Here is a 24007-nt window from a genome sequence, read left to right on the forward strand (position 1 = left end):
TTGTTTATAAGCAATAAAAAAGTTCTCATTTTTAAATATTAATTAAGTTATTTGAGTGTATTTTTAATAAAATTAAAGAATACACTATAAAGGAGCACCTTTATATGGAATGCAAAAGTAAATTAGTTGTTTCCCAATTAGTTAAACGATTTGACTTAGACGTTGTGATGAATAAGGATTGTTTAGATAATCCAATTTCTACAACCGGTATAAGTCGGGTAGGAATTGAATTAACAGGTGAAATTTTATTTCATGAAATTTTATCTATTGTTTATTTTGGTTCAAAAGAATCACAATATTTATCAAAATTTTCAAATTCAATTGTTAGAAAAAAACTCCAATCTATTATCGATCTGAAACCGCCAATGATTTTGTTGGGAAAAAACTTTTTGTACTCTGATATTGTGTTAGCAATTGCAAAGAAATCCCAAGTACCGATTGTCAAAACAAAATATAGTTTTTATGAATTAAATTTTACAATCAATACTTATATTAGCCAAAAATTATCTCACCAGTCGTTAGTACACGGTACCCTCTTAAATATCTATGGAGTAGGTGTTGTTCTAAGTGGTGATTCAGGAATTGGAAAGTCTGAAATTGCGATTGAGTTAATTAAAAAGGGACATATTTTTGTTGCTGATGATGCAATTATTGTCAATCGGATTGGTTATAATGTCTACGGACGTGCGGATGAAAAAACCAAGGATTTTATTGAAATCCGAGGCCTAGGAATTATCAATTTTTCTCGTTCGTTTGGAATTGAAAGAATGATAGATTCCACTAAGATTGAAATTGTAATTCAATTAGTTCGTGTTAAACGGGAACAAAAATATGACTTTGAGCGTTTTGGAAAAGATTTACATTATAAAAATTTTGAAGGTGTAAGTGTTGTCCATTATATGATTCCAGTAATTGAAGGACGTTCAATTGCGGATATTATTGAAACAGCAGTAACAGATTACAAATTAAAGAAATCTGGATATAATTCTGCTGATCAATTTATAAAACAACAAATAACAACAAAGGAGGAATAAAATGAATTATTCATTACAGTTTGCTATTCCGCACGGAAATCTAGCAAACAGTATAGTTGGTGAAGGTCATAATGTTGCTTTTTCATTTGGAGAAAGCTTTCCGGTATATATTTACGGAATCACTTTTATGTCAGGTTTTGTCTTGGCTATTTTAATTTATTCATTGAGATTAAAATTCCATTATAAAGTGCCATTTGACCCCGCTTTCTATTATATTTTTTTGGCTGTTCCAGCAATTTTATTAGGCGCTAGAATTTGGTCGTTTGCGATTGGTGATGCCCAAGTTGGAGAAACAGGTTTCTTTGATTTCAGATCTGGGGGTTTAGCAATTCAAGGTGGAGTTGTTGGTGGTGTTTTAGTGGCACTTATCTGGTTCCCCTTGATTTTGCGAAATCCAAAATATCATGTACGAGATGTAAATGCAGATGGTGAGGTTTATGTTAGACAAGTTAGTGTCTGAGTTTATGCAGATGCTATTATTCCAACTATTTTAGTGGGCCAAGCACTAGGCCGTTGGGGAAATTTTGTAAATGGAGAAATTTATGGAACAGAAACAACACCAGAAGCATTGTCATGATTAAAAAATGCAATGCCAGCAGTATTTGAAGGAATGAAACAACCAATAGCAAATAACCCAAGTTTATTTACTATTTATCAACCGCTTTTCTTATATGAATCGTTCTTTAATGTTGTTTTCTTTGCTATCATTTATTTTGGTTTATCTTATGTTCGCCAATTGCGTGTTGGGGTTGTTGCTTCATCATACTTTATTGTTTATGGTATTATTCGCTTCATTACCGAAACAGCACGTGCTCCACAATACCGATTTACCGGAACATATATTATTAATAGTTTATTATTAATTGGTGGAATTCTTGGGGTAATTTATGTTCAATTTATTACTAGATGAACTCGTAAACGATTTGTTTTAGAGTCGCTTTTCTGATGAATGAACCCAAAGAAAAATCGTCGTATATACAAATTTAGTGAAATTCGTACAGAAAGTGAAAAGTTGTTTTATTGCAACAAATAGGAGGACAAATGTCAAAAATTTATGACACAATAATTATTGGTGCAGGTCCAGCGGGTCTTGCGGCAGCTGTTTATGGTAAACGTAGTGGATTAGATATTCTGGTAATTGAAAAAAATGCTCCAGGAGGAAAAGTTGTTTTAACTTCTACAGTAGAAAATTATTTAGGTTTTGAGAAAATTGATGGTCCCGATTTAGCATATAAAATGTATGACCATGCTGTTAGTTTAGATGTTGAGTTTGCATTTGAAGAAGCTTTAGGTATTGATAAAAAAGATAATTATATATTTGTTAGTACAACTGAAAAGACTTATCAAGCAAAAACTTGTTTAATCGCAACGGGAACTGTTAACCGTCAATTACAAGTTAAAAACGAAGAACGTTTTTTTAACAAAGGGATTTCATTTTGTGCAATTTGTGATGGCCCATTATACAAAAATAAAGATGTTGCAGTTATTGGTTCTGGACGTTCTGCAGTTGATGAAGCAGTTTACTTGGCGGGAATATGCAATAAAGTTTATGTTATTTCTAATAAACCTGCTTTCAAAGCTGATCAGCATACAGTTGATGTATTATTGAAACAAAAAAATGTGGAAATATTCTTTAACAAAGAAACGATTGGTTTTGATGGCGATGATCATTTAAAACAAGTTCATATGATCGATATGATCGATCAAACACCAACAACTTTAAACGTTGCAGCAACCTTTATTTTTATCGGTTTATTACCAACAAAAATAAAAAATAGTAGTGATGATTTATATGATCCTAAGACAAACTTTGTAAAAGTTAATGGACACTATCAAACAGATATTCCAGGAATTTTTGCTGCGGGTGATGTGATTGTTAAAAACATTCGTCAGATTTCTACAGCAACGAGCGATGGGACACAAGCGATCTTACTAATAAGTGAGTATATAAATAAAAATGAGTGAAAGTAATTCGTCATTTAATTATATCGTCCGTGATGAAATTATCTCTTGTAAACACTCTTTAAAGGATTTACAAGAGATTTTTTATCCTATTATTTTAAACCTGGTGCCCGCTGAAGAAGATACGTGAGTTTTTAATTTTCATAACCAATCAATATTAGACTTTGTAATTAACTCAATTGCGGATATTAAGAACTCCTTTCACAAAGAGTTTAATGATATGCAGTACTCATTGGGTTATACAAAACAAAATGAAGTCCAGCAAGTTGTTATTTTTAATGGTGTTGACCGCCTTAAACAAAAACTAAAATGACATAAATACAAAGTGAAGGATTTTGTTTTTAACGATCGGGAAGATACAAAAAATAAAAATAGAAATCGCGCACAAAATTTTATTATAGGAGCATTTCTTGCATATGGTTATTTAAACGATCCTAACAAAGCTTCTAATTTACAAATTAAGGTAAATAATGATTTATTTGCTGAAATTTTTACCAATGCAGCTAAATCTTTCGGGATTCAATTTAAGCGAACACAAAATAAAAGCAAACATATCTTATATTTAAAGAAGCGTGAGGCAATTAGTGATTTTTTAAAAGTTTTAAAAACTAATTTTAGTTATTTAAAATTTGAAGACATTAGAGTTGTTAAAGATTATACAAACAATATGACACGACTAGAAAATATTTATCATTCCAATACTCAAAAGTTAGCAAAACTAGCGGGAGAATTAAAAGTTATGATTGATTATATTGGATTACATAGACCTATTAAACTAGCGAGTTGTTCTGAAGTTTTTCAAACCTACTGTCAATTACGACGCGATGAATTTGTGGGTTCGCTAAACGAAGTTGTCGCAAAACTGCAAGACGATTATGGATATAAAATTACTAAATCAGGCTTGAATCACTTTAATCGCAAAATCAAACAAATGTTTGACGAGATTGTTAGTGAAGAAGAAAAAGAATAAAAAAACAAAGTATGACGACCTACTTTGTTTTTTTATTCTTATGAATGAAATTAAGTTTTAATATATGATTATGAAAGGAGAGTATGAATTTTAATAAATACAGACTATATTGTTTAATTAAAAAATAAACAAATTGTTTATTTTATTGTGAGATATTCAAAGGAATTTATAAATAAGAACTATTTAAAAGGAATTATAAAAAGAAAATATTAATTTCATATCATTCATTGCATTAGCAACTAATCGTTAGTAATTGCTGATGCTATTTTAATTTTAATTGATATAAATATTTTTTGCTGGAGTTTAGCACAACAATTTTATTTTTCTGATTTCTTTGTATAAGCAACAGCAACAAGAGCGGCGACTTTAGCATTATTATAAACTAATTGAATGTTTGCTTCTAAACTTTGACTATTAGTTTGTTCGGTGATTTCCTTTAATAGAAATGGCGTTGTGTCTTTGCCAGTAATTTTTAAATCAACTGCTTTTTGTAGAGCTCGGTTAATATATTGGTTAATGACTTCGTTGGGGATACTATATGCTTTGGGTATTGGATTTGCAAGTATAATTCCAGATTGATCAAGATTTCATTTAGCATGCATTAAATCAGCGACCTCTGTTACAGAATTAATTCTATAAGTAACATCTAAGTCTGATGTAGCAGAATAGAAGGCAGGAAGTTTTGGTGTTTGATAACCCAAAACTTCGACCCCTTTGGTTTCTAAATATTCAAGCGTCAAAGGGAGATCAAGAATAGCCTTAGGACCAGCGCAAACAACAAGAATTGGGGTTTTGGCAATAACTTCTAGGTCATTGGATATATCGAATGTTTCTTGCGCGTTACGGTGTACTCCACCAATTCCACCGGTTGCAAAAACCTTGATTCCCACATGCTGACTAATTAAAGAAGTGGTTGCAACGGTTGTTGCACCAGTTAATTTGTTTGCAAGAACATAACCAAGATCACGAGTGCTAGTTTTATAAACATCTTTGGCAGTTGCGAGATATTCTAAATCTTCATTGCTTAACCCAACTTTAATAACACCTTTAATAATTGCTATTGTAGCAGGGATTGCATTTTGCTCTCGGATGATTCGTTCACATTCTTTAGCCATTGCGATGTTTTGAGGATAGGGCATTCCATGGGAAATAATAGTTGATTCTAAACTAACAACCGCTTGATTATTTGCTAAAGCGTTTTTAATTTCGTCTAAGATTTGGATTTTCATAATTTAATTTCCTTTTCTAAGTTAATGGGATTAAGTTCTAAACTGTTTGTTAAAGGAGAACGCAAAGTAATTAATGACGCACAACTACCTCCGATTAAGAGTTCATAAGGATCACTTTTTTGCGCAAGATAATAAGTGTATAAAAAACCTGCAAGAAAAGCATCACCGGCGCCCGAAACATTAGTTACAGTTGCTAATTGAGCAGGAATTTGGAAAACCTCCTGGTTTTTAAAAAGTAAAGATCCTTTTGACCCCATTGTTATTAAAACTTCAGGGATTTTTAAATCCTGCAATTTTTGAATTAGTTCGTCAAGATTATCAACTTCTAACAAAGTACAAATTTCTAAAAAATTTGCTTTCAAAGTCTGAATTTCGTTTAGAACAGATCGTAAACGAACAATTTTTTTCGCTGATACACCTTCGATATAAACATTTTTAAATTGATTTAAAACATATTTAATAGTTGCTGTTTGCATATTTGCATCACAAATTACAAATGCATAGTCATCAGGATTTAAACGTTTATTTACAAGGTAATTAATATCGATATGATTTACACATGGCATATCATTTATTGCTACCACAAGTTCGTTTTGGTCGTCAAAAACAGAAAGATAAACATCTGTACTATGGGGGTATATTGTTGCAAGTGTATTAATATTGATTGAGCGCAAATAATCAATTGCATTTTCTCCGTATTTATCATTTCCAACATTAAAAACAAAGTCGACATCAAAACCTAAACGAACAAGGTTTTCAGCAATATTTTTTGCAACCCCTCCGTATGTTTGATAAATATTTCCAGGATTTGAATCGTTGTAAATTAACGGTTCTTGAACTGTTGCTAATAAATCAACAGTAACTGCTCCAATAACAAGAATTTTCATTTTAACACCTTTTTAAATAAATTATAAGAGAAAAAATAACTTCTGTATATACAACAATTATTATTCCCTAAAATACTATAAAATATGTAAATTATTGCAGGAATAAGTATTTTATTTTTTCTGGATTTTTAAAAATTTTACCACTATAATTAATAAACACTAGGAGGAGGATTTTATCGTGAATTCCAAAAATATAAAAAGAAAAAACACATATTTTTACGAATCTGTTTCCCCCATTGAATATTATAAAAATGGGTTTAAAGGTCGTTTAAGATCAGTGAATTGAAACTGAATGAATGATGAGAAAGATCTTGAGGTTTGAAACCGAATTACGCAAAATTTCTGGTTACCAGAAAAAATTCCATTAGCAAGTGATATTCCATCATGAAAAACATTAAATGAGGATTGACAACAATTAATTACACGCACATTTACAGGTTTGACACTATTAGATACAATACAAGCAACAGTGTGTGATGTGGAGCAAATTAGAAATTCATTAACTGATCATGAACAGGTTATTTATGCGAACTTTGCTTTTATGGTTGGGGTGCATGCACGATCATATGGTTCAATTTTTTCAACACTTTGTACAAGCGAACAAATTGAAGAAGCCCACGAATGAGTTATTAGCAACGATAAATTACAAGCACGAGCTAAAGAACTAATTCCGTATTATATGAACGAAGATCCGTTAAAATCGAAGGTTGCAGCCGCTCTAATGCCTGGATTTTTATTATATGGGGGTTTTTATTTACCGTTTTATTTGTCTGCACGCCAAAAATTGCCGAACACAAGCGATATTATTCGTTTAATTTTGCGTGATAAAGTAATCCACAATTATTATTCTGGTTATAAATACCAACGCAAAATTGAAAAAATGAGTGCGGAAAAACAGGCTGAAATGAAAACTTTTGTTTTTGATTTAATGTACCGTTTAATTGATTTAGAAAAAGCTTATTTATATGAATTATATGAAGGATTTGATATTGCTGAAGATGCAATTAAATTCTGCTTATATAACGCAGGAAAGTTTTTGCAAAATCTAGGGTATGATTCACCATTTACGGATGAAGAGACAGCAGTTGCGCCGGATGTCTTTGCACAATTGTCTGCGCGAGCAGATGAAAATCATGATTTCTTTTCAGGTAACGGTTCGAGTTATGTAATGGGTGTTTCTGAAGAAACTGAAGATGATGATTGGGATTTCTAATTATGTGTAATGATGTTTATAAATTAATTGAAGAAACACAAGTTAAAAAACCATCAGGTGATGTACTTGTGGTTTATTTTTCGTCTTTTTCGAATAACACACATCGATTTGTGTTAAAAACAGGCTTACGTGCTTTGCGCATTCCAATTGATTTAGATGAAGAATTGAATGTGAATGAAGATTATGTTTTATTTTGTCCAACTTATTCGGGCGGCGGAAATGAAACAAAGGGTGCTGTTCCAAAGCAAGTGATTCAGTTCTTAAATAATAAAAATAACCGTGATCACTGTTTTGGTGTTATTCCTAGTGGAAATACCAACTTTAATGATACTTATTGTCTAGCTGGTCCAGTGATTTCACAAAAACTAAATGTCCCTATTTTATACCAATATGAACTATTAGGTACCAAATACGATGTGGACAATGTTAAAAATATTTTAAATAAATTCTGGGGGAAAAATGAATAAAGAAAATAAAACCAATCGCTTAATAGATAATGATGAATATATTGCTCACAATGCGTTAATTGGGATCCGATCAAATCAGTTTAGTGTGGATTACGAACAAGATAAAATTGCAGTTAAAAAATATATTGCTAGCCAAATTATTCCCAACACTAAGGTGTTTAGCAGCAAAGAAGAAAGAATTCATTGATTAATAAAAAACAATTACTATGACGAAAATGTAGTTAATAAATATAGTATTAAAGATGTTATCGCTCTTGAAGAATATGCAGATAGTTTTAATCATAATTTTTTAAATTTTATGGGTGCTTTAAAGTTTTATAGTACATATTGTTTAAAAACTTTTGATAATAAAGAATATTTAGAAAACTTTGCTCAACGGGTAGTGATGAACGCATTGACATTAGCAGTTGGCAATGTACAATTAGCTAAAGCATTGGTTCAAGATATTATTACTTATAAATTTCAACCTGCAACACCAACGTTTTTGAATGCAGGTAAAAAACAACGTGGTGAGTATGTATCATGTTATTTGTTGCGTGTAGAAGATAATATGGAATCAATTTCTCGAACTATTGCAACAAGTTTACAATTATCAAAGCGAGCAGGTGGGGTTGCGCTATGTTTAACAAATCTGCGAGAGGCAGGAGCGCCAATTAAAAAACTTGCTAATAAATCATCAGGTGTTGTTCCGGTAATGAAAATTTTAGAAGATAGTTTTTCATATGCGAATCAATTAGGTCAACGACCGGGTGCGGGTGTGGTTTATTTAAATGTTCATCACCCTGATGTACTAGCATTTTTAGATACAAAACGGGAAAATGCAGATGAAAAAGTACGAATTAAATCATTATCACTAGGTTTGATTATTCCGGATATTACATTTGAATTAGCAAAAGCTAATCAAAAAATGGCATTATTTTCTCCTTATGATGTTGAACGTGTTTATGGCAAACCGTTAAGCGATATTTCAATTACAAAAGAATACGATAACTTAGTTAATAATCCTGAAATTAAAAAATACTTTATTGATGCGCGAAAATTATTCCAAACGATTTCAGAGTTACATTTCGAAAGTGGTTACCCTTACATTTTATTTGATGATACAGTAAATAATAACTCAGCATTCCCTAACGAACGAATTGTAATGAGTAATTTATGTTCTGAAATCGCTCAACCATCAACAATGACAACATACAACGAGGATTTAAGTATTAAAAACCTTGGAAAAGATATTTCCTGTAATTTAGGATCATTAAATATTGCTAAAATAATGTTTGCTGCAAACGATTTTGGAAATGTGGTTAAACGTGCAATTTATGCTTTAAATACAGTTTCACGAGTAGCTAATCTTGAATGTGCACCAACGGTACAAAACGGAAATAATCAAAATCATGCATTAGGCTTAGGCGCAATGAATATGCACGGGTTTTTGGCAACAAACAAAATTTATTATGATTCTGCAGAAGCATTAGATTTCACCAACATTTTCTTTTACACAGTTGCGTACTATGCATATCAGGCATCAAACGAATTGGTGAAAGATTTTGGTGTCTTTGCAAATTTTAAAGGTTCAAAATATGAAGATGGCACACAGTTTGCTAAATATACAGATGTTCCAGCAGACACTTTTGTTCCTAAGACACAAAAAGTTGCCGATATTTTTAAACAATATAATATTCATATTCCAACCCAAGAGGAATGAAAAGTACTTTCATTAAAAATTCAACAAGAAGGAATTGCCAATTCACATTTATTAGCGATTGCTCCTACTGGCTCGATTTCTTACCTTTCATCTTGTACGCCGAGTTTGCAACCAGTAGTTGCACCAGTAGAAGTGCGTAAGGAAGGTAAAATCGGACGGGTGTACGTGCCTGCTTATGAAATTAATAATGATAATTATAAATATTATCAACAGGGCGCTTATGAACTTGGACCTAATCCGATCATCGATATGGCTGCAGTTGCTCAACAACATATTGATCAAGCAATTAGCCTAACATTATTTATGACTGATAAAGCAACAACACGAGATTTAAATAAAGCATATATTCGTGCTTTTAGCAAAAAATGCGCTTCAATTTATTATGTGCGTATTCGTCAGGATGTGCTTGAAGGATCAGAAAATTACGATGATTACCAATGCGAGTCATGCAAGATTTAATTAATTTACAAATTATGGTTTTAGCAGTTTGCTAACCATAATTTTTTCTTATTAATGTTTTTACTTATAATATATAGAGATATAAGGAAGCGAACAAAATATGTATACCACAAGAAATTCTATTGAATTGGAAATTGAAAAGCTATATAAAGTAATCCATAGTAAAGACAAAAAAGTGGTGGCTTTATATGGCGAGGGAGATGAAAAGGTCTATCAGATATTAAATGATATGATTGTACTGTCTGAACCCAATCTTCCTGAATGATCATCCATTTCAACTGCGCATGAAGAACGTTTAATTGAAGATATTAAAGGTTTTTTATTAGCAAACACTACCCTTGGAAATTTTAAATATTGGGAAAAGGAAACAAAATTAGCATTATGATGAAAAAAACGACGAATTGCCAAAGTCGTTCGTCAAATTGATGAAATTGATAATGCGGTTAATAAAAAGGAAATTCAATCCCGATCGCGAGTTTATTTAATTCCTATTATTACAACCTTTAGTACAATTGGAGCAACAATTGCTGTTCCTCTAATTTCAATTGTTTTTTTACGTACGAAAGAAATTATTGAAGTTTGATCTCGACAAGGATTCATCGGAATTGTTGCCGCATTATTTACTTTAATTGGAGCAATTATCTTATCAAACTTAATTTCTTTATTTAATAACCTGCGTGCCAACCGACGTGATTTACTGGTTTATAACATTGATAAAACATTAAATAATATTTACAAAAAATATTATTTTGAGGAACGTCATACTACCAGTGAGTACGACCCAAATAGCATATATGATAGATTTATGCATTCATCAAAAATGGTTATAAATAAGCATTATACGTTTTTTTATGACACTGTGGACACAAGCAATATTACATATAGTAAATTATTGAAATATATTAAAACCTTGAATTCCTTTAACAATACAGTAATTTTTAATGTTTCGTTTTTTAAATATCTTGATGAACGAAAAGTTTTTCGTAATTTAATTGAGGAAGATAAACGTCTAATTATTCGGTTAGATAAATATAAAACTAAGACAAGTTCGCGACGAATTATGAATTTTTTATCTTACCAATTATCAACAATTTCTAATATTAATTTACGAAAAATGATTAATACATTTCCATACTTTGTGAATAGTATTTATCGGTTTATTGACTACTCTTCAAGTAATAATCAAATCTTATCATTATTACTGGATGTTAAAAAGTTTGCAAGTAGAAATGAAGAGTTTATTCTAAGTAAATTAGCACAATATTATTTTGTTGATTTCTTTCACTTATTAGTTTTTAAAGCACTTGAACCAACAGATTTTGAAACAATGCTATCTGATATTTTAATTTATGGGCGTCCCCGAGAAGCCATTCGTTCTTCAAAATATTATGTACAATTAAAATTAAATGACATTTTGAACCGGAATGTTTCATTATATAAAAACATTGGTTTTATTCTTAATATGAACGACTATTTTGTTGAAGATATTGATAAAAATATTTTTGCTGATTTTGAAAAATTTGGGGAAAAAGCAATTAGTCAAACATATAATAAGCATGATCAAATCAAAGCTCTTAATAATGCTTTAGTGCTTAAAAACTACACTCTTCAAGAGATTGCTGACGATTTAGCTGAGCGTTATGATGCATTATATAAAAACAACCAAGATGAAGATATTTTCATCAAGGTTATCTCTCATAGCAAAGAAGTTTCATTTATTAGCGAATTAGAAGATACCCTAAAACAAGCATCAAACGATGATATTGCAAATTTAATTATTGTTTGCTATAACAAACATCTATACTACCGTTTAATTGACGGCGAGTACGAAATTGTAAACGAAACAATTTAAAAGGAATATTTATGACTAATCTCGAAATTAGAAATTTCAAAAATCAGAACAAATTATTGTATTTCAATAGATTTCGGTTTGCTTTATTCGAGTTTACAGATATGCAAGCTTATGCTAAAATTATGAACCTTCGTTCGGCCATAGCTTTTATTTACCAATTATGTTTAATGATTATGGTTGTTTGTTCTGCTACCATAATCATTTATAATCAAGCAGAGTTGAACAAAAATGCAGCTGAAACTTTAAATTTAGTACACCATCGTTTTATTAAAAACTATTTTTTAGCTTTCTATATTATTAACTATATTTTTTTATTTGATTACTTTTTACGTTGGATATATGCGGATTATTCACAGTATAAATGAAGCCGTCTAAAAGCTTTTTTATTATTTCCGTTTAGATTCACAAGTTTTCTTGATTTTGGATCATTTTTAATTGTGATTATTATTTATCATACAGGCTTAGAGCAAATGATAATGCATCCACAATTTAATACAGATCCTAGTTTATTTAAGGATTTTGTAAATAATGTTGTGTTTATGGATCTTTTTCCCGCAGCCATTTTGTTTAAAATTTTAGGCTTGCATAAAAAAATTATTAATAACACAGTACTAGCTTCTGAAATAAATGTTTTTGGAGAGGTAATTAAACGTCGTTGACGAATTTTGCTATCTTCAATTATTGTAATCTTGGTATTTGCTTTTGTTTTAAGTTTTATTATTTTACGAGTTGAACAAGATTATTATCAACAACATAATATTAATCTTGATAGTGATAAATATAAATTCAAAACGCTAGGCGATTCGCTATGATTTGCTGTGGGTACAATTACCACAATTGCTTATGGTGACTTGGCGCCTGTGAGTGAACAAGGTCGTTTTTTCGCATCATTGATGGGAATTATTGGGGTAACATATTACGGGTTTTTAACGTCTTTATTTGCATCAGGAATTATTTCGGTTTTGAATGAATCTGCGCGTGCAAGAACCAACACAAAACTTTTACAATTTCAATCAGAAAATGAACGCTTACTAAATGATTTTTCTGAAAAAATTATTGATGAATTTAAAAAATATAAAAATCAAGATAAAGATGATGAAGAAAGCGTTAAACAAGATATTCAGAAAGAGCGAATGATTATGTTTAACCAACGAACAGCTCGGAAGAATCCTAAATTGTTAAAGGGATTAGTTGATGACTTTGCTAAGAAAAAAAGTCAAATTAATTGAATTTTAAGAAAACCAAGTAAACGATAATCAATAGGTGTGTTATGAAGGAAGACATTAGACAACGAATCAATGATTTACGTCAATCTTTAAATCAATGAAACTACGAATATTATGCTTTAAGCAACCCCAGTGTACCTGACCATGTGTATGATCAAGCTATGCAGGAATTAATTGCACTTGAGACAAGCAATCCTGAGTTTAAAACTGCTGATTCGCCTAGTATTCGGGTTGGTGGGTTTGTTTTAGATAAATTTAACAAAGTTAAACATCAAACCCCAATGTTATCACTTGCAAACGCTTTTAATGAGAACGATTTAAATAAATTTGTTTCAGATTTGGGTGAATATAAAAACCAAATTAATGGTTTAGTTGTCGAACCAAAAATTGATGGTCTATCAATTAGCGTAATTTATGAAAATTCAACACTTGTCCAAGCGTTAACGCGGGGTGATGGGCAAGTGGGAGAAGATGTAACTCATAACGTCAAAATGATCAAGGATATTCCTTGGTACATTGGTGATGAGTACAAAAATACGCGAATTGAAGTACGCGGAGAAGTTTTTATGAGTAATGAGGATTTTACGCGTTTAAATGATGGTTTGGATGAACAAAACAAGCGATTTGCAAACCCTAGAAATGCAGCTAGCGGAACTCTGCGAAGCTTAGATAATAAAGTTGTTGCAGAACGAAATTTGCAATCATATATGTATTACGTAGTTAACGCCAACGCTATTGGTTTGTTCAGCCAGGAAGATACACTTGCATGGCTGAAGCAACAAAATTTTCATACCAACGAATTGATTAAAACCGTTAAGAATATTAACCAGGTAATGAGTGTTATTGAAAACGTGGGTGATATTCGGTATGATTTACCTTATCAGATTGATGGTATTGTTATTAAAGTTAACAACTATAATCTTTACAATGATATTGGATATACATCAAAATTTCCGAAATGAGCAATTGCTTACAAATTTCCTGCAATAATTAAATCAACCAAACTAAAAGATATTATTATAGATGTGGGACGAACTGGAAAAATTACTTATACAGGATTGCTTGAACCCATTGAGCTTCAAGGCTCTATCATTGAGTATGTTGCTTTGCATAATTATGATTTTATTAAAGATAAAGATATTCGCATTAATGACGTAATTACATTATATAAAGCAGGCGATGTAATTCCGTATGTTGACGAAGTAATTCTTAAAGAACGGAAGGAAGATGCTTGTATTTTTGCACAACCAACAAATTGTCCATCATGTAATTCTATACTAGTTAGAAATGATGAAGAAGTTGATTGGTATTGTTCACAACCTAATAGTTGTATTCAAGTCCAGATTGCAAAAATTATCTATTTTGTTTCTCGTAATGCAATGAATATAGATGGCTTACGGGATAAAATTATTAAGAAATTTTACGAACATAAATTAATTAATGATGTAAGTGATTTGTATCGTTTGAAGGATTATGAGCAAATAATTTATGGTTTAGACCTAAAAATTAAGGAAAAAAGTTTTAATAACATAATTACAAATATTGAGAAATCGAAAAAAAATTCATTTGAACGTTTGATTACTGGTTTAGGAATTCGGTTTGTAGGTCATACTTTAGCTAAAAAACTTGCTCAAAATTTTGGTAATTTAGATTTATTAATGTCCGCAGATTTTGAACATTTAACGCAAGTTGATTTGTGCGGGGAAAAAGCGGCAAATTCATTATTAGATTTTTTTGCTAATCATGATAATAAAATCTTGATTAATAAATTAATTAGTTATGGAATCAATGTTACATATATTTCTGATATTGATTTAAATGCTTATGCAAAAAAGGATGAATATAAAAATAAAACTTTTGTTATTACAGGAACATTTGATCAGCCGCGTAATGAGATTAAAAATATTTTAGAAAACGTTTATCAAATTAAAGTCGCGGGGAATATAAGCGCGAAAACAGATTATCTTTTATGTGGCCAAAACGCAGGCAGTAAAAAAACAAAAGCAGAAAGTTTAGGAGTCAAAATAATTAGTAATGAGTTTTGAAAAAAATAAGTCATATACAAGCGTAAATAAAATTATTTATGACTTTGCTTTAAGTGCAGTGATGTTAGCAATGTTTTTGTTAATTAACTTCTTATCTTCATTTTTAAAATTTAATTTTCTAGTTTTTGATTTTGCGATGGTTAGTGTATTAGTTCTTGCGTATCGTGTACGAATCCGATATGTTTATTTAGTTACAGTTTTGGGAAGTTTATTTAACTTTTTTTACTCATCAGCAAGTTGAATTGGTGTTATGATTGTAAGTGTTAATAATTTAATCTTTATCAGTTGATGTTTATTGTTTATTAGAGTTATTTTTAAAAAATTCTTTCATTTGAAACGTTTTTTATTAATTAATGTTTTGCTAAGTGCCCTAATTACTTCTTTAATTAGTGTTTTATTAAATATAACATTATTTACACCACTATATTGATACACATATCAATTAGTGCGCACGATGAATTTTGTGCAAATTGCTAATAATTATCAACCTAACCCTTATTTATTGAATGCGCCAAATTATTACGCTGGAAACTTTGCATTATATTTGCCTTTTAACTTATTAAAATATTTAGGAGTTATCATATTAGCAATGTTGTTCGTCCGTTTAATCGTTTACAAACCGCGAGTTATGAAGCAGACACAAAAACAAGATAAGCGTTTCAGTTTTAACTACTATCATAAACCTTAAAAAGCCTTTGGATAATATCCTATGGTTTTTTAAATATGTCAAATATATTACAATTAAATAAGACGGTGATAAAAAATGAATAATTATAATAAGTATATCGACCATACATTGCTAGTCAATACAGCTAGTTTTGATGATATTAATAATTTGGTAAATGAGGCTATTGAATACGGTTTTTTTAGCGTTTGTATTCAACCATTTTTTGTAAAATATGCAAAACACCTTTTGCTAGATGAAGATGTAAAAATTACAACAGTTGTTGGGTTCCCCCTAGGAATGAATACGATTGGAGCCAAGATTTTTGAAGCCCAAAAAGCGATTGCAGATGGTGCTGATGAAATCGATATGGTAATTAATATTAATGAGTTACGAAACAAGAATTTTGAGTACTGTTTATGAGAAATTAATGAAGTTAAAAAAGCGATTGGAAACCATATTTTAAAGGTAATTGTTGAAACAGCTGTTTTAGATGAAGAGACAAAAATCTTTGCGGCTAATTTAATTTTAGCTTCTGATGCTGATTTTATTAAAACTTCTACAGGGTTTGCAAGCCAAGGCGCTGTATTAGAAGATATTGTATTATGAAAAGATATCTTAAAGGACAATAAACAAATCAAAGCAGCTGGTGGTGTGAAAAATTTTGATGATTTAATTCGCTTTATCGAGGCAGGCGCAAGTAGAATTGGAACTTCATCAGCTATTAAGATCTTTAAAAACGCAAAGATAGGCGAAAGTGATTATTAATGTTTAACTATTCGCTTAATGATCAAAAAAATAATAATTTTTGACAAAAACATTTTGGAAATAAGGAATTTATAAAAATCGTTTCCAAATTGTTTTTTCCTGCTGTTTTAAATTTTGTTGTTTTAACGATTGTTCCTGTTATTGACTCATTTTTATTAGCTAGTTTTAATGTTGGAGGACACGGAATAGAAGCAAAAACAGCTGCAATTTTGGCTGTGGAAGTTATGTTTTTACCAATTATTCTAATGACCGCAATTACATCAATGGGAGCTACACTAGGGGCTCAGTATTATGGTCGCAAGGACTATATGCGTTTTAAGGAAACAATGAATTTTTCATTGTTTATTGGTTTAATTACAGCGACTTTAATTGCAATTATTGCGGTTATTATTCCTGAACATTTAATTGGTATTTTTAGTGGTTCTGAATTAAAAGAAAACGGGAATCAAAATGATATTGAATCGTTTGCTTTAACCAATAAATTGGCTGCAGATTATTTACGAATCAGTGCTTTTACACTCTTACCATTTATCATTAGTTTTACATATGCAACCGGGATTCGACAAGATAAATCAACAATATGACCGTTAATTTCTGCAATTGTTGCACTAGGTACAAATATTGTTTTGGATCTTGTTTTGGTTAAGGTTTTTCAAAACAATCTATATAGTGCAACTATTTCGGTTGCTGCTGCAACTTTGTTTGCTCGATGGGTAAACGCTATCTTTTTGGTGATATTAAGTCTTTTTAAAAAGGATCGGCCATATTATATTTTCAATCACATGTTTATTAGCCGTTTGATTTTTAGACAAGCAATTAAAGTAGGATGACAAATTGTTATCAACGAGTTTTTATTTGCACTAGGTACAACTATTATTATTGGTTTTATGTTGAATTATTACAGTGACCAAAGGCATGCAATTGCAACAGTTTCATTGCTGATACAATTTGTTGCATTAATGTGGCCTGGTTCAGCAGCAGTAACATCTGTAGTTGTGACTGCGGAACTCGGTGCTCAACGGAACGAATTAGCAAAGCAAAATGCAAAACGTTTAATCAATTGAAGTTATATTATTGCAGCAATTTTAAGTATTATTATTTTGATTTTATCAACATTTATAAACCAATGATTGAACCCACCAGCAAATGACAGTTTAGAAGAACAATTAAAATCACAGGCAATTGTGCAAACTGCAACTTATTTGGAATACACACTGCTGATTAAGGTGATGTTTGAATTTCCGTTTGCCTTTATGTATTCAGCAATTCGTGGTGGGGGAAGCAAATTCCTATTGATTATGGATATTCTTTCAGTTACGATTTGGATGATAATTATTGGTTTAATGACAACAGTTAATGTTGATCCGAATAACAAATACAATATTTATGGAATGTTTGTGATTATGTATTGTGAAAACATTTTTAAATATCTTCTGGGTTGGATCATATTCTTAAAAACAAAATGAAATAAAACAGTTATTTTAGAAGACAAAGAAAGGGGTGTTATTAATGGGAATCAAAACAAAATTTAGAAATTTACAACCATGAATCGATGATGTTTTAGAACAAATAAAAATTAAGACACCAACGCAAATTCAAAAAGATACTTTTGGATACTTGAACAAGGGAAAAAATTTAGTTGGAATTGCAGAAACAGGAACTGGAAAAACATTAGCTTTTAGTTTACCTATTTTAAACAATTTAGATTTTAGTATTGGCTTACAAGCGTTAATTATTGTGCCAACCAAAGAGTTAGCAATGCAAATTAATCATGCTTTGTCACCCTTTAGTGACTATAACAAACACTTGTTTATTAAAGCATTAATTGGTGGTGTTGATCTTGATAAACAAATCAATAAAGATTGAAATAAAAACCAAATTATTATTGCAACACCAAATCGATTAAAATACTTTTTAGAAAATAATTATTTGGATTTACGTAATCTAAAGACATTAGTTTTTGATGAAGCAGATATGTTGATGGAACACGGATTTGTCAACGATCTTGGTTACGTGATGGAACGTGTGAACAAGTTTGATGTCCAAAAAATTAGTTTTTCAGCAACAATTAATGAGATGTTATCAATTCAAATTAAAAAGTATTTTGGAGATACAAAGATTGTTAATAGCGCAACAAATATCTACACGAACAAAAATATTAAACACATCATTGTGCACAACCATGATAAAGATCACTCATTAGCAACAATTATGCGCACAATTGATCCGTATTTATGTTTGATTTTTTGCAACACCAAGAAACAAGTAGAACAATTATACAAAAAACTTTTACAACAAGGCTATAACGTTGGTATGTTCCATGGGGATTTGCAAAAGCGTGATCGAAACAGCGCTTACAAAAAAATGAAAGATCTGCAATTTCAATACGTGGTGGCATCCGATTTAGCAAGTCGGGGACTTGACATTGATGGAGCCAGTCATGTTATTAGTTACGATTTACCAACTGAGAGTGAGTTTTATGTTCACCGTGCCGGTCGTGCCGGTCGAGGAAAATATACAGGGGAGTCATATGTTTTGTATGACAACCGGCAAACATCGAGCGAACTTTTAAAACTTGTGAAAAAAGGAATCGACTTTGCACATAAACGGATTCGTAACAATGAATTAGTGAATTTTAAATACACATGAAAGAAAAATAAACCACCAGTTGATTTTAAAACAAATATCGAAATCAAACAAGCAATTTTACAGGCGGATAAAAAAGTTAAACCTGGTTACAAAAAGAAATTAAAGACTGTAATTGCAAAAATTCAACAAAAAAATAAACGTGCTCATATTGAGAAAAAAATGAATGCCCACCGAATTCGAGGCTATAAAATGAAAAATTCACAACAAGAAAAATAATTTATTAAAAAATATCTATTAACATTATAACACGCTAATAGATATTTTTTAATACTAGTGACCACCAAGAAAATAAAAAAATTATGTAGTAAAATTTACGTTGATAGGATTTAACAAGTTAGGAAAAATATATGGAAATTAGAATTGATTTACACACACATACTACTGATTCAAACCCGTTTGGTTCAAAGGTTACTAATACTGATGATAATGAAATAATGAATGTTTTAAAATACCATAAAATCGACATTGTGTGTTTTTCAGATCATTATGATCTAAATATTAAAAAATATGAGCAGCGGGTGTTGTTAGGAAAACAATACAAACCAGAAATTATTGTGTGACCTGGAATTGAAGTGGATATTACTTCGTTAAATAAAAACAAAAAAGCACAAGTTGTGATTGTATTTGATCCTCATCAGGACATCCAGGAGATTAGGAAATTTTGTCGTAATAATTTTAAACCATGAAAGAATCAATATTTTAAAAGTATTACATACAAACAATTGGTTGAGAAACTAGCAGATTTTAATTGCTTAATTATTCCTCATGTAGGAAAAGCGCGAGATGAGGTTAGTGTGGAGGATTTAATAGGGGTCAGGGTAGATGCATTAGACACCATTGATTTAGACCATAAAAATGTTTTAAAAATGCGTAAAAAAGGGATTTTAGCACCAGAAGTTTATTTTAGCGACACTCACGACTGAAATAATTATCCTCAACATAGTTATTACTACACGAAATTAGAAGTTGAAGATTGTAGCTTTAATAGTGTAAAAAAAGCCATTACTGCTAATAAAATTAACCCTATCAATAAGATATAGGAGATGAAAAAATAAATGATTAATAATATTGTTTTTATTAATAAAAAAACAAGTGAAACATACCAACTTGATTTTTCCCCAAATCTAAATATTATTTTAGGAAAAAAAGGTTCAGGAAAAAGCTCCTTGTTATTAATAATTGCGTTAGCGATTGCTCGCCAAAATGTTAAGAGCCCTGATTTAACATCTTTTTATAATTATTTAGGTTGGGAAGTTAAGAGTATTAGTTATGATGGACAGGTATTTGATAATTCAAGTCATAGAGAAATTAATTATAAATCAAATGAAAAAGAACTCATTTATAACGATTTGCAAAAAGTAATTCCAGGTTATATAACCCAGGATGATAAACGAAAAATATCATTAGATAGCACAGATCTTGTTCAAAAAGAGAAGAAAAATGTTATTAAGAAACTAGTTGATAAAATTAACAGAAACAATCCGTTAGATAATGTTTTTAAAGTTTTTAAAGAACTACAAGATGCAATTAGCGAATATCAAAGTTTAGAAAACGAAAGTGTGAATTTTACATCCTTTTTTCAAACTAAGAAAAGTTTAAAAGATTTACAAAGTAATACAACTAATTTTTACGACGAAATTAAATATGATAGTCGTGATATTGTAAAAAAAATAGATAATGATATAAAAATGCTTGAAGATAAATACACAAATGCTCTAAAAAATTTTCAAAATGATTTTGATAGTTTTCAAACTTTTGTGGACAAATTAAATACTTTGGAAAATCAAACATATAAACTAGTTGATGAATCAACGATTATTAGCTTAAAAGAAAATCAACATGCCATTGATGAATTGTTAAGAAACCAATGTTCTTTATTAGAAAAAACAACAGAGAGATTAACAAAACATAAAAAAATATATCGTATTTTCGAAAACACCTTAAAAGAAAAAAAAGGAGAAATTAATCAACAACGTTCTTTAGAACGCCAAATTTTTGATGACTTCAAAGATGTTAAAAATTATTTTACAAAAACGATTAGTATTTTAAATAATATTCGTGCTAAATATAAAGAAATTATTGATAAACCAATTAATATTGATTGAGATTTTAGTGAATATTACAAAACGAACCATAACTTAACATTTCGGTTGAAACCTTTTGTTATTGATACAGATTCCGAAGGTGATATTTTAAAAAATAACATTATTAAAAAATGTATTTGTGATACAAAACATAATTATCTAGACTTAAATAAAATTAAAATAGATGAATCAAAATGAAAAGGTGTAATTAAAGAACTGATTGAAGACAAAGTTGAATTATACGCTGGTGATAAACGATACAAAGATATGTCTAATGGAGAAAAAACGCTTTTCGGAGTTTTATATGCGATTAAAAGTGTTACTTATGATGTTCAAAACCACAACTATTTATTATTAGATCAAATTGAAGATAACTTAGATTCCCAAACTGTATTAAATGATCTATTGCCTGAAATTAAAAAACAAAGCGAAAATAATAAACAAATTTTTTTAATTACCCACAACGCGAATTTGGGAATTTTATTAGAGGGAAAAGTTATCTCAACAGATATCCACGCAGAAAATATTAGTGACAAATTCAAAAACAACGATGAGGTTATAAACGGGGAAAATGCCCAGTCTACTTATCTAGAGGGTTCATATGAAACTCTAAAAAAACGAAATATGATTTTATCTCAAAAAACAAAACGGAACTAGGAGTATAAAATATGATAACAATTGACTTCAATAAAGAAAATAACAGTATTACTATTAGTTATGACAAATTACGTAAAAATAACAAAGGAAAACATATAGCTGTTAGGATCGACAATCCTAGTGAGCAATGAAACCCAACAAATATCAGCAATTTTTTATCTTTAATTGTAGATACAGAAGAAGCAAGTGTTCCTGATGAAGAAAATAAATTGGATGTAAGGTTGACAGACGTTGCGAAATCAGCAATTGAAAACGAAAAAATTTATCCAATTGAATTTATTTTTGATTTATTCAAAACATTTGCAGATAAATACAACAACAAATAATGTAAAAAAACGAAGTGTTATACTAAAAAACACTTCGTTTTTTGCGCAATAAAGCGCAATATAATAACACCTTTAGTAGATTGTTTAAAAAGTTTTTTAAGTACTAAAAATGTAAACAACAAAAGTTTAGTTACAAAATATAACTTTATTGATTAAAAACAAAAGCAATGCCTAAGTATCCCATAAAAATAATTATTCGATTTTATTCTAGTAGTAAAGTTTCGTGTTAGAACATTCTATTTTAGTTTTAAAGACAAACCAGAAGGCAATATAACACAAAATCAATAATAACAATGTTCTTGACTACAATACTATTAGTTCTAAAACACTTTTATACCTGTATGATTTTCTTGTATTATGCTACAACTTTTCATTGTTTAATGTTTATTTTTCACCTTTGATATATTTTTAAATAAAGCAATATTTTTGTTTATTTATTTTGCAAATTGTTATAAAAAGACAAATAATTTTATTTTGATAGTATAGTTAAGAAAAGGTAAAAAAATTGTAAATTTACACAAAATAAATGCTAATAATTTCATTTTCTGTGTAAATTAATGAACGGTGTGCTATCATTAATTTTGTTTCAAATCATTTTTAAATACAAAACTTAAGTATTTAAAAATAAAAAATCAAATTAATATTGGCAGTAATATTAAAATTAGAAACCGCAATTTTCTAAATTGCTTTGTGGGTATTTTTGTTTGAATTTGAAATAGTATAATTGCCATTTTTTTAAAAAAACAAATATTCCAAACATTTTAATAAGTTATAAGCAAAAAGAAAATATTAAATCAAATTCTTTTTAGCAATACTTTATTGTTTGAAATACATTTTTTATATTAAAATTTTTAGATATTATAAAGGGAATAAATCAATATTTATGCAAAGAAAGCAACAACAATATACCTTATTAGGCGATTTATATAAATATGTAAACCCTACACTGTTACAAGACATCCATATGTCATTTAGATTGATATTAAAACAAATTGTGGAATTAATGCTAGCAGTTGAATTCGAACACTTTATGGGGTATCGCAAATATCATATGTTTGAAGGTAAAAAAAACTACCGAAACGGTTCTTTTAAGAAAACTATCTTTACGCAATTTGGCGATCTTTTAGTCAGTGTTCCACGAGATCGAAATTGTGAATTCCAAACAAGCATTATTAATAGATATTGCAAACATTTGGGAGATGTACAAGCTTTAATTCTTGATCTTTTTGTTTTAGGTTGTCTTAAGAAACCAAAAACATTAATGATTAAGCATATGTATGGAATCAGTCCAGGAACTAAACTTATGAATCTAATGCACCAAAGAATCGATGAGTTTGTGGCTCGTTGATGATTGAAGCCAGTGGAAGCGGTTTATTCTATTGTTTTTGTTAGCAAAATTGATTTAAGTTTCTATCGGAAAAGTAAGCAAAACCACCGGTTTGCTTTAGTTGGATGAGGTATTAATTCGCGCAACGAATTAGAAATCATTGGTTTGTATAAGTGTGATGAAGTTGATGAAAATCCTTACAGCGAAATGGTTGCAAATTGACAAAGTCGTGGAATTAAGGAGATTCATATATTAATGACTGCTTATGAATTAGATAACATTGCAGAACATATAAATGCGGTGTACCCGAAAACGCAGCTTATGGACAATAGTAGTAAAATTCTAAAAAATGATTTGAATGAACATGGTAAGGAAATTATCGATGATTTGAATAAAGTTTACAATGATGGTAATTTAGAAAATTGAAAACTATTTGTTAAAAAATGATGTTAAAAAATACGAATCCTACTTACAAAAAGTGTGATT

The 24007-nt window shown here is 29.8% G+C and carries 20 protein-coding genes; 18 read left to right on the plus strand and 2 right to left on the minus strand.

Annotated features, from left to right (window positions below):
* The first annotated feature begins 104 nt into the window (after positions 1-104).
* Genes hprK through whiA form a run of 4 tightly spaced genes read left to right on the plus strand, consistent with a single transcriptional unit; the run spans position 105 to position 3966 of the window.
* Positions 105-1034 carry an HPr(Ser) kinase/phosphatase gene (gene hprK, locus OF377_RS00630; protein ID WP_263835971.1) on the plus strand — a complete coding sequence of 310 codons (930 nt, stop codon included), beginning with the start codon at positions 105-107 and terminating at the stop codon, positions 1032-1034.
* A gap of 1 nt (position 1035) precedes the next feature.
* Complete coding sequence (gene lgt / locus OF377_RS00635; protein ID WP_263835972.1) at positions 1036-2067, plus strand: prolipoprotein diacylglyceryl transferase; 1032 nt, start codon at positions 1036-1038, stop codon at positions 2065-2067.
* An 8-nt stretch (positions 2068-2075) separates the two neighbouring features.
* On the plus strand, positions 2076-3005 hold the full coding sequence (locus OF377_RS00640) for an NAD(P)/FAD-dependent oxidoreductase (protein WP_263835973.1): 930 nt from the start codon (positions 2076-2078) through the stop codon (positions 3003-3005).
* A complete protein-coding gene (gene whiA / locus OF377_RS00645) occupies positions 2992-3966 on the plus strand; it encodes a DNA-binding protein WhiA (protein WP_263835974.1) in 975 nt (324 codons plus the stop codon). The genes OF377_RS00640 and whiA overlap by 14 nt, the downstream gene beginning before the upstream one ends.
* Positions 3967-4283: 317 nt before the next feature.
* On the opposite strand, the gene OF377_RS00650 is transcribed toward whiA, so the two are convergent.
* Positions 4284-5195 (minus strand): pseudouridine-5'-phosphate glycosidase, encoded by a 912-nt coding sequence (locus OF377_RS00650; RefSeq protein WP_263835975.1) that lies wholly within the window; start codon positions 5193-5195, stop codon positions 4284-4286.
* Positions 5177-6082: a carbohydrate kinase family protein gene (locus OF377_RS00655; RefSeq protein WP_263835976.1), complete on the minus strand. Its 906-nt coding sequence runs from the start codon at positions 6080-6082 to the stop codon at positions 5177-5179. The genes OF377_RS00650 and OF377_RS00655 overlap by 19 nt, the downstream gene beginning before the upstream one ends.
* 193 nt (positions 6083-6275) lie before the next feature.
* Here OF377_RS00655 and nrdF point away from each other — a divergent pair, with 193 nt between their 5' ends.
* From nrdF to OF377_RS00725, 14 genes are all read left to right on the plus strand, one after another.
* Positions 6276-7295: a class 1b ribonucleoside-diphosphate reductase subunit beta gene (gene nrdF / locus OF377_RS00660; RefSeq protein WP_263836078.1), complete on the plus strand. Its 1020-nt coding sequence runs from the start codon at positions 6276-6278 to the stop codon at positions 7293-7295.
* 2 nt (positions 7296-7297) lie between these two features.
* Complete coding sequence (nrdI, locus tag OF377_RS00665; protein ID WP_263835977.1) at positions 7298-7762, plus strand: class Ib ribonucleoside-diphosphate reductase assembly flavoprotein NrdI; 465 nt, start codon at positions 7298-7300, stop codon at positions 7760-7762.
* A complete protein-coding gene (nrdE, locus tag OF377_RS00670) occupies positions 7755-9923 on the plus strand; it encodes a class 1b ribonucleoside-diphosphate reductase subunit alpha (protein ID WP_263835978.1) in 2169 nt (722 codons plus the stop codon). The genes nrdI and nrdE overlap by 8 nt, the downstream gene beginning before the upstream one ends.
* A gap of 100 nt (positions 9924-10023) precedes the next feature.
* Positions 10024-11775, plus strand: coding sequence for a hypothetical protein (locus OF377_RS00675; RefSeq protein ID WP_263835979.1), 1752 nt, complete (start codon positions 10024-10026; stop codon positions 11773-11775).
* A gap of 11 nt (positions 11776-11786) precedes the next feature.
* Complete coding sequence (locus OF377_RS00680) at positions 11787-13031, plus strand: potassium channel family protein (protein WP_263835980.1); 1245 nt, start codon at positions 11787-11789, stop codon at positions 13029-13031.
* A 14-nt stretch (positions 13032-13045) separates the two neighbouring features.
* On the plus strand, positions 13046-15055 hold the full coding sequence (ligA, locus tag OF377_RS00685; RefSeq protein ID WP_263835981.1) for an NAD-dependent DNA ligase LigA: 2010 nt from the start codon (positions 13046-13048) through the stop codon (positions 15053-15055).
* Positions 15036-15734: an MPN527 family putative ECF transporter permease subunit gene (locus OF377_RS00690; protein ID WP_263835982.1), complete on the plus strand. Its 699-nt coding sequence runs from the start codon at positions 15036-15038 to the stop codon at positions 15732-15734. Before ligA ends, OF377_RS00690 begins: the two co-directional genes overlap by 20 nt.
* 75 nt (positions 15735-15809) lie before the next feature.
* A complete protein-coding gene (deoC, locus tag OF377_RS00695; protein ID WP_263835983.1) occupies positions 15810-16478 on the plus strand; it encodes a deoxyribose-phosphate aldolase in 669 nt (222 codons plus the stop codon).
* Positions 16478-18010, plus strand: coding sequence for an MATE family efflux transporter (locus tag OF377_RS00700; RefSeq protein ID WP_263835984.1), 1533 nt, complete (start codon positions 16478-16480; stop codon positions 18008-18010). The genes deoC and OF377_RS00700 overlap by 1 nt, the downstream gene beginning before the upstream one ends.
* Positions 17988-19343 (plus strand): DEAD/DEAH box helicase, encoded by a 1356-nt coding sequence (locus OF377_RS00705; RefSeq protein WP_263835985.1) that lies wholly within the window; start codon positions 17988-17990, stop codon positions 19341-19343. Before OF377_RS00700 ends, OF377_RS00705 begins: the two co-directional genes overlap by 23 nt.
* Positions 19344-19474: 131 nt before the next feature.
* Positions 19475-20167 (plus strand): hypothetical protein, encoded by a 693-nt coding sequence (locus OF377_RS00710; RefSeq protein ID WP_263835986.1) that lies wholly within the window; start codon positions 19475-19477, stop codon positions 20165-20167.
* Between the two features lie 15 nt (positions 20168-20182).
* Positions 20183-21868, plus strand: a complete 1686-nt coding sequence (locus OF377_RS00715; RefSeq protein ID WP_263835987.1) for an ATP-binding protein — start codon at positions 20183-20185, stop codon at positions 21866-21868.
* A gap of 11 nt (positions 21869-21879) precedes the next feature.
* Positions 21880-22194, plus strand: a complete 315-nt coding sequence (locus tag OF377_RS00720; RefSeq protein ID WP_263835988.1) for a hypothetical protein — start codon at positions 21880-21882, stop codon at positions 22192-22194.
* An 883-nt stretch (positions 22195-23077) separates the two neighbouring features.
* Positions 23078-23974 carry a transposase gene (locus tag OF377_RS00725; RefSeq protein WP_263835989.1) on the plus strand — a complete coding sequence of 299 codons (897 nt, stop codon included), beginning with the start codon at positions 23078-23080 and terminating at the stop codon, positions 23972-23974.
* Positions 23975-24007: the final 33 nt, after the last annotated feature.

Origin of the sequence: Ureaplasma sp. ES3154-GEN (genome assembly GCF_025780075.1) — a bacterium.
Lineage (GTDB): Bacteria > Bacillota_I > Bacilli_A > Mycoplasmatales > Mycoplasmoidaceae > Ureaplasma.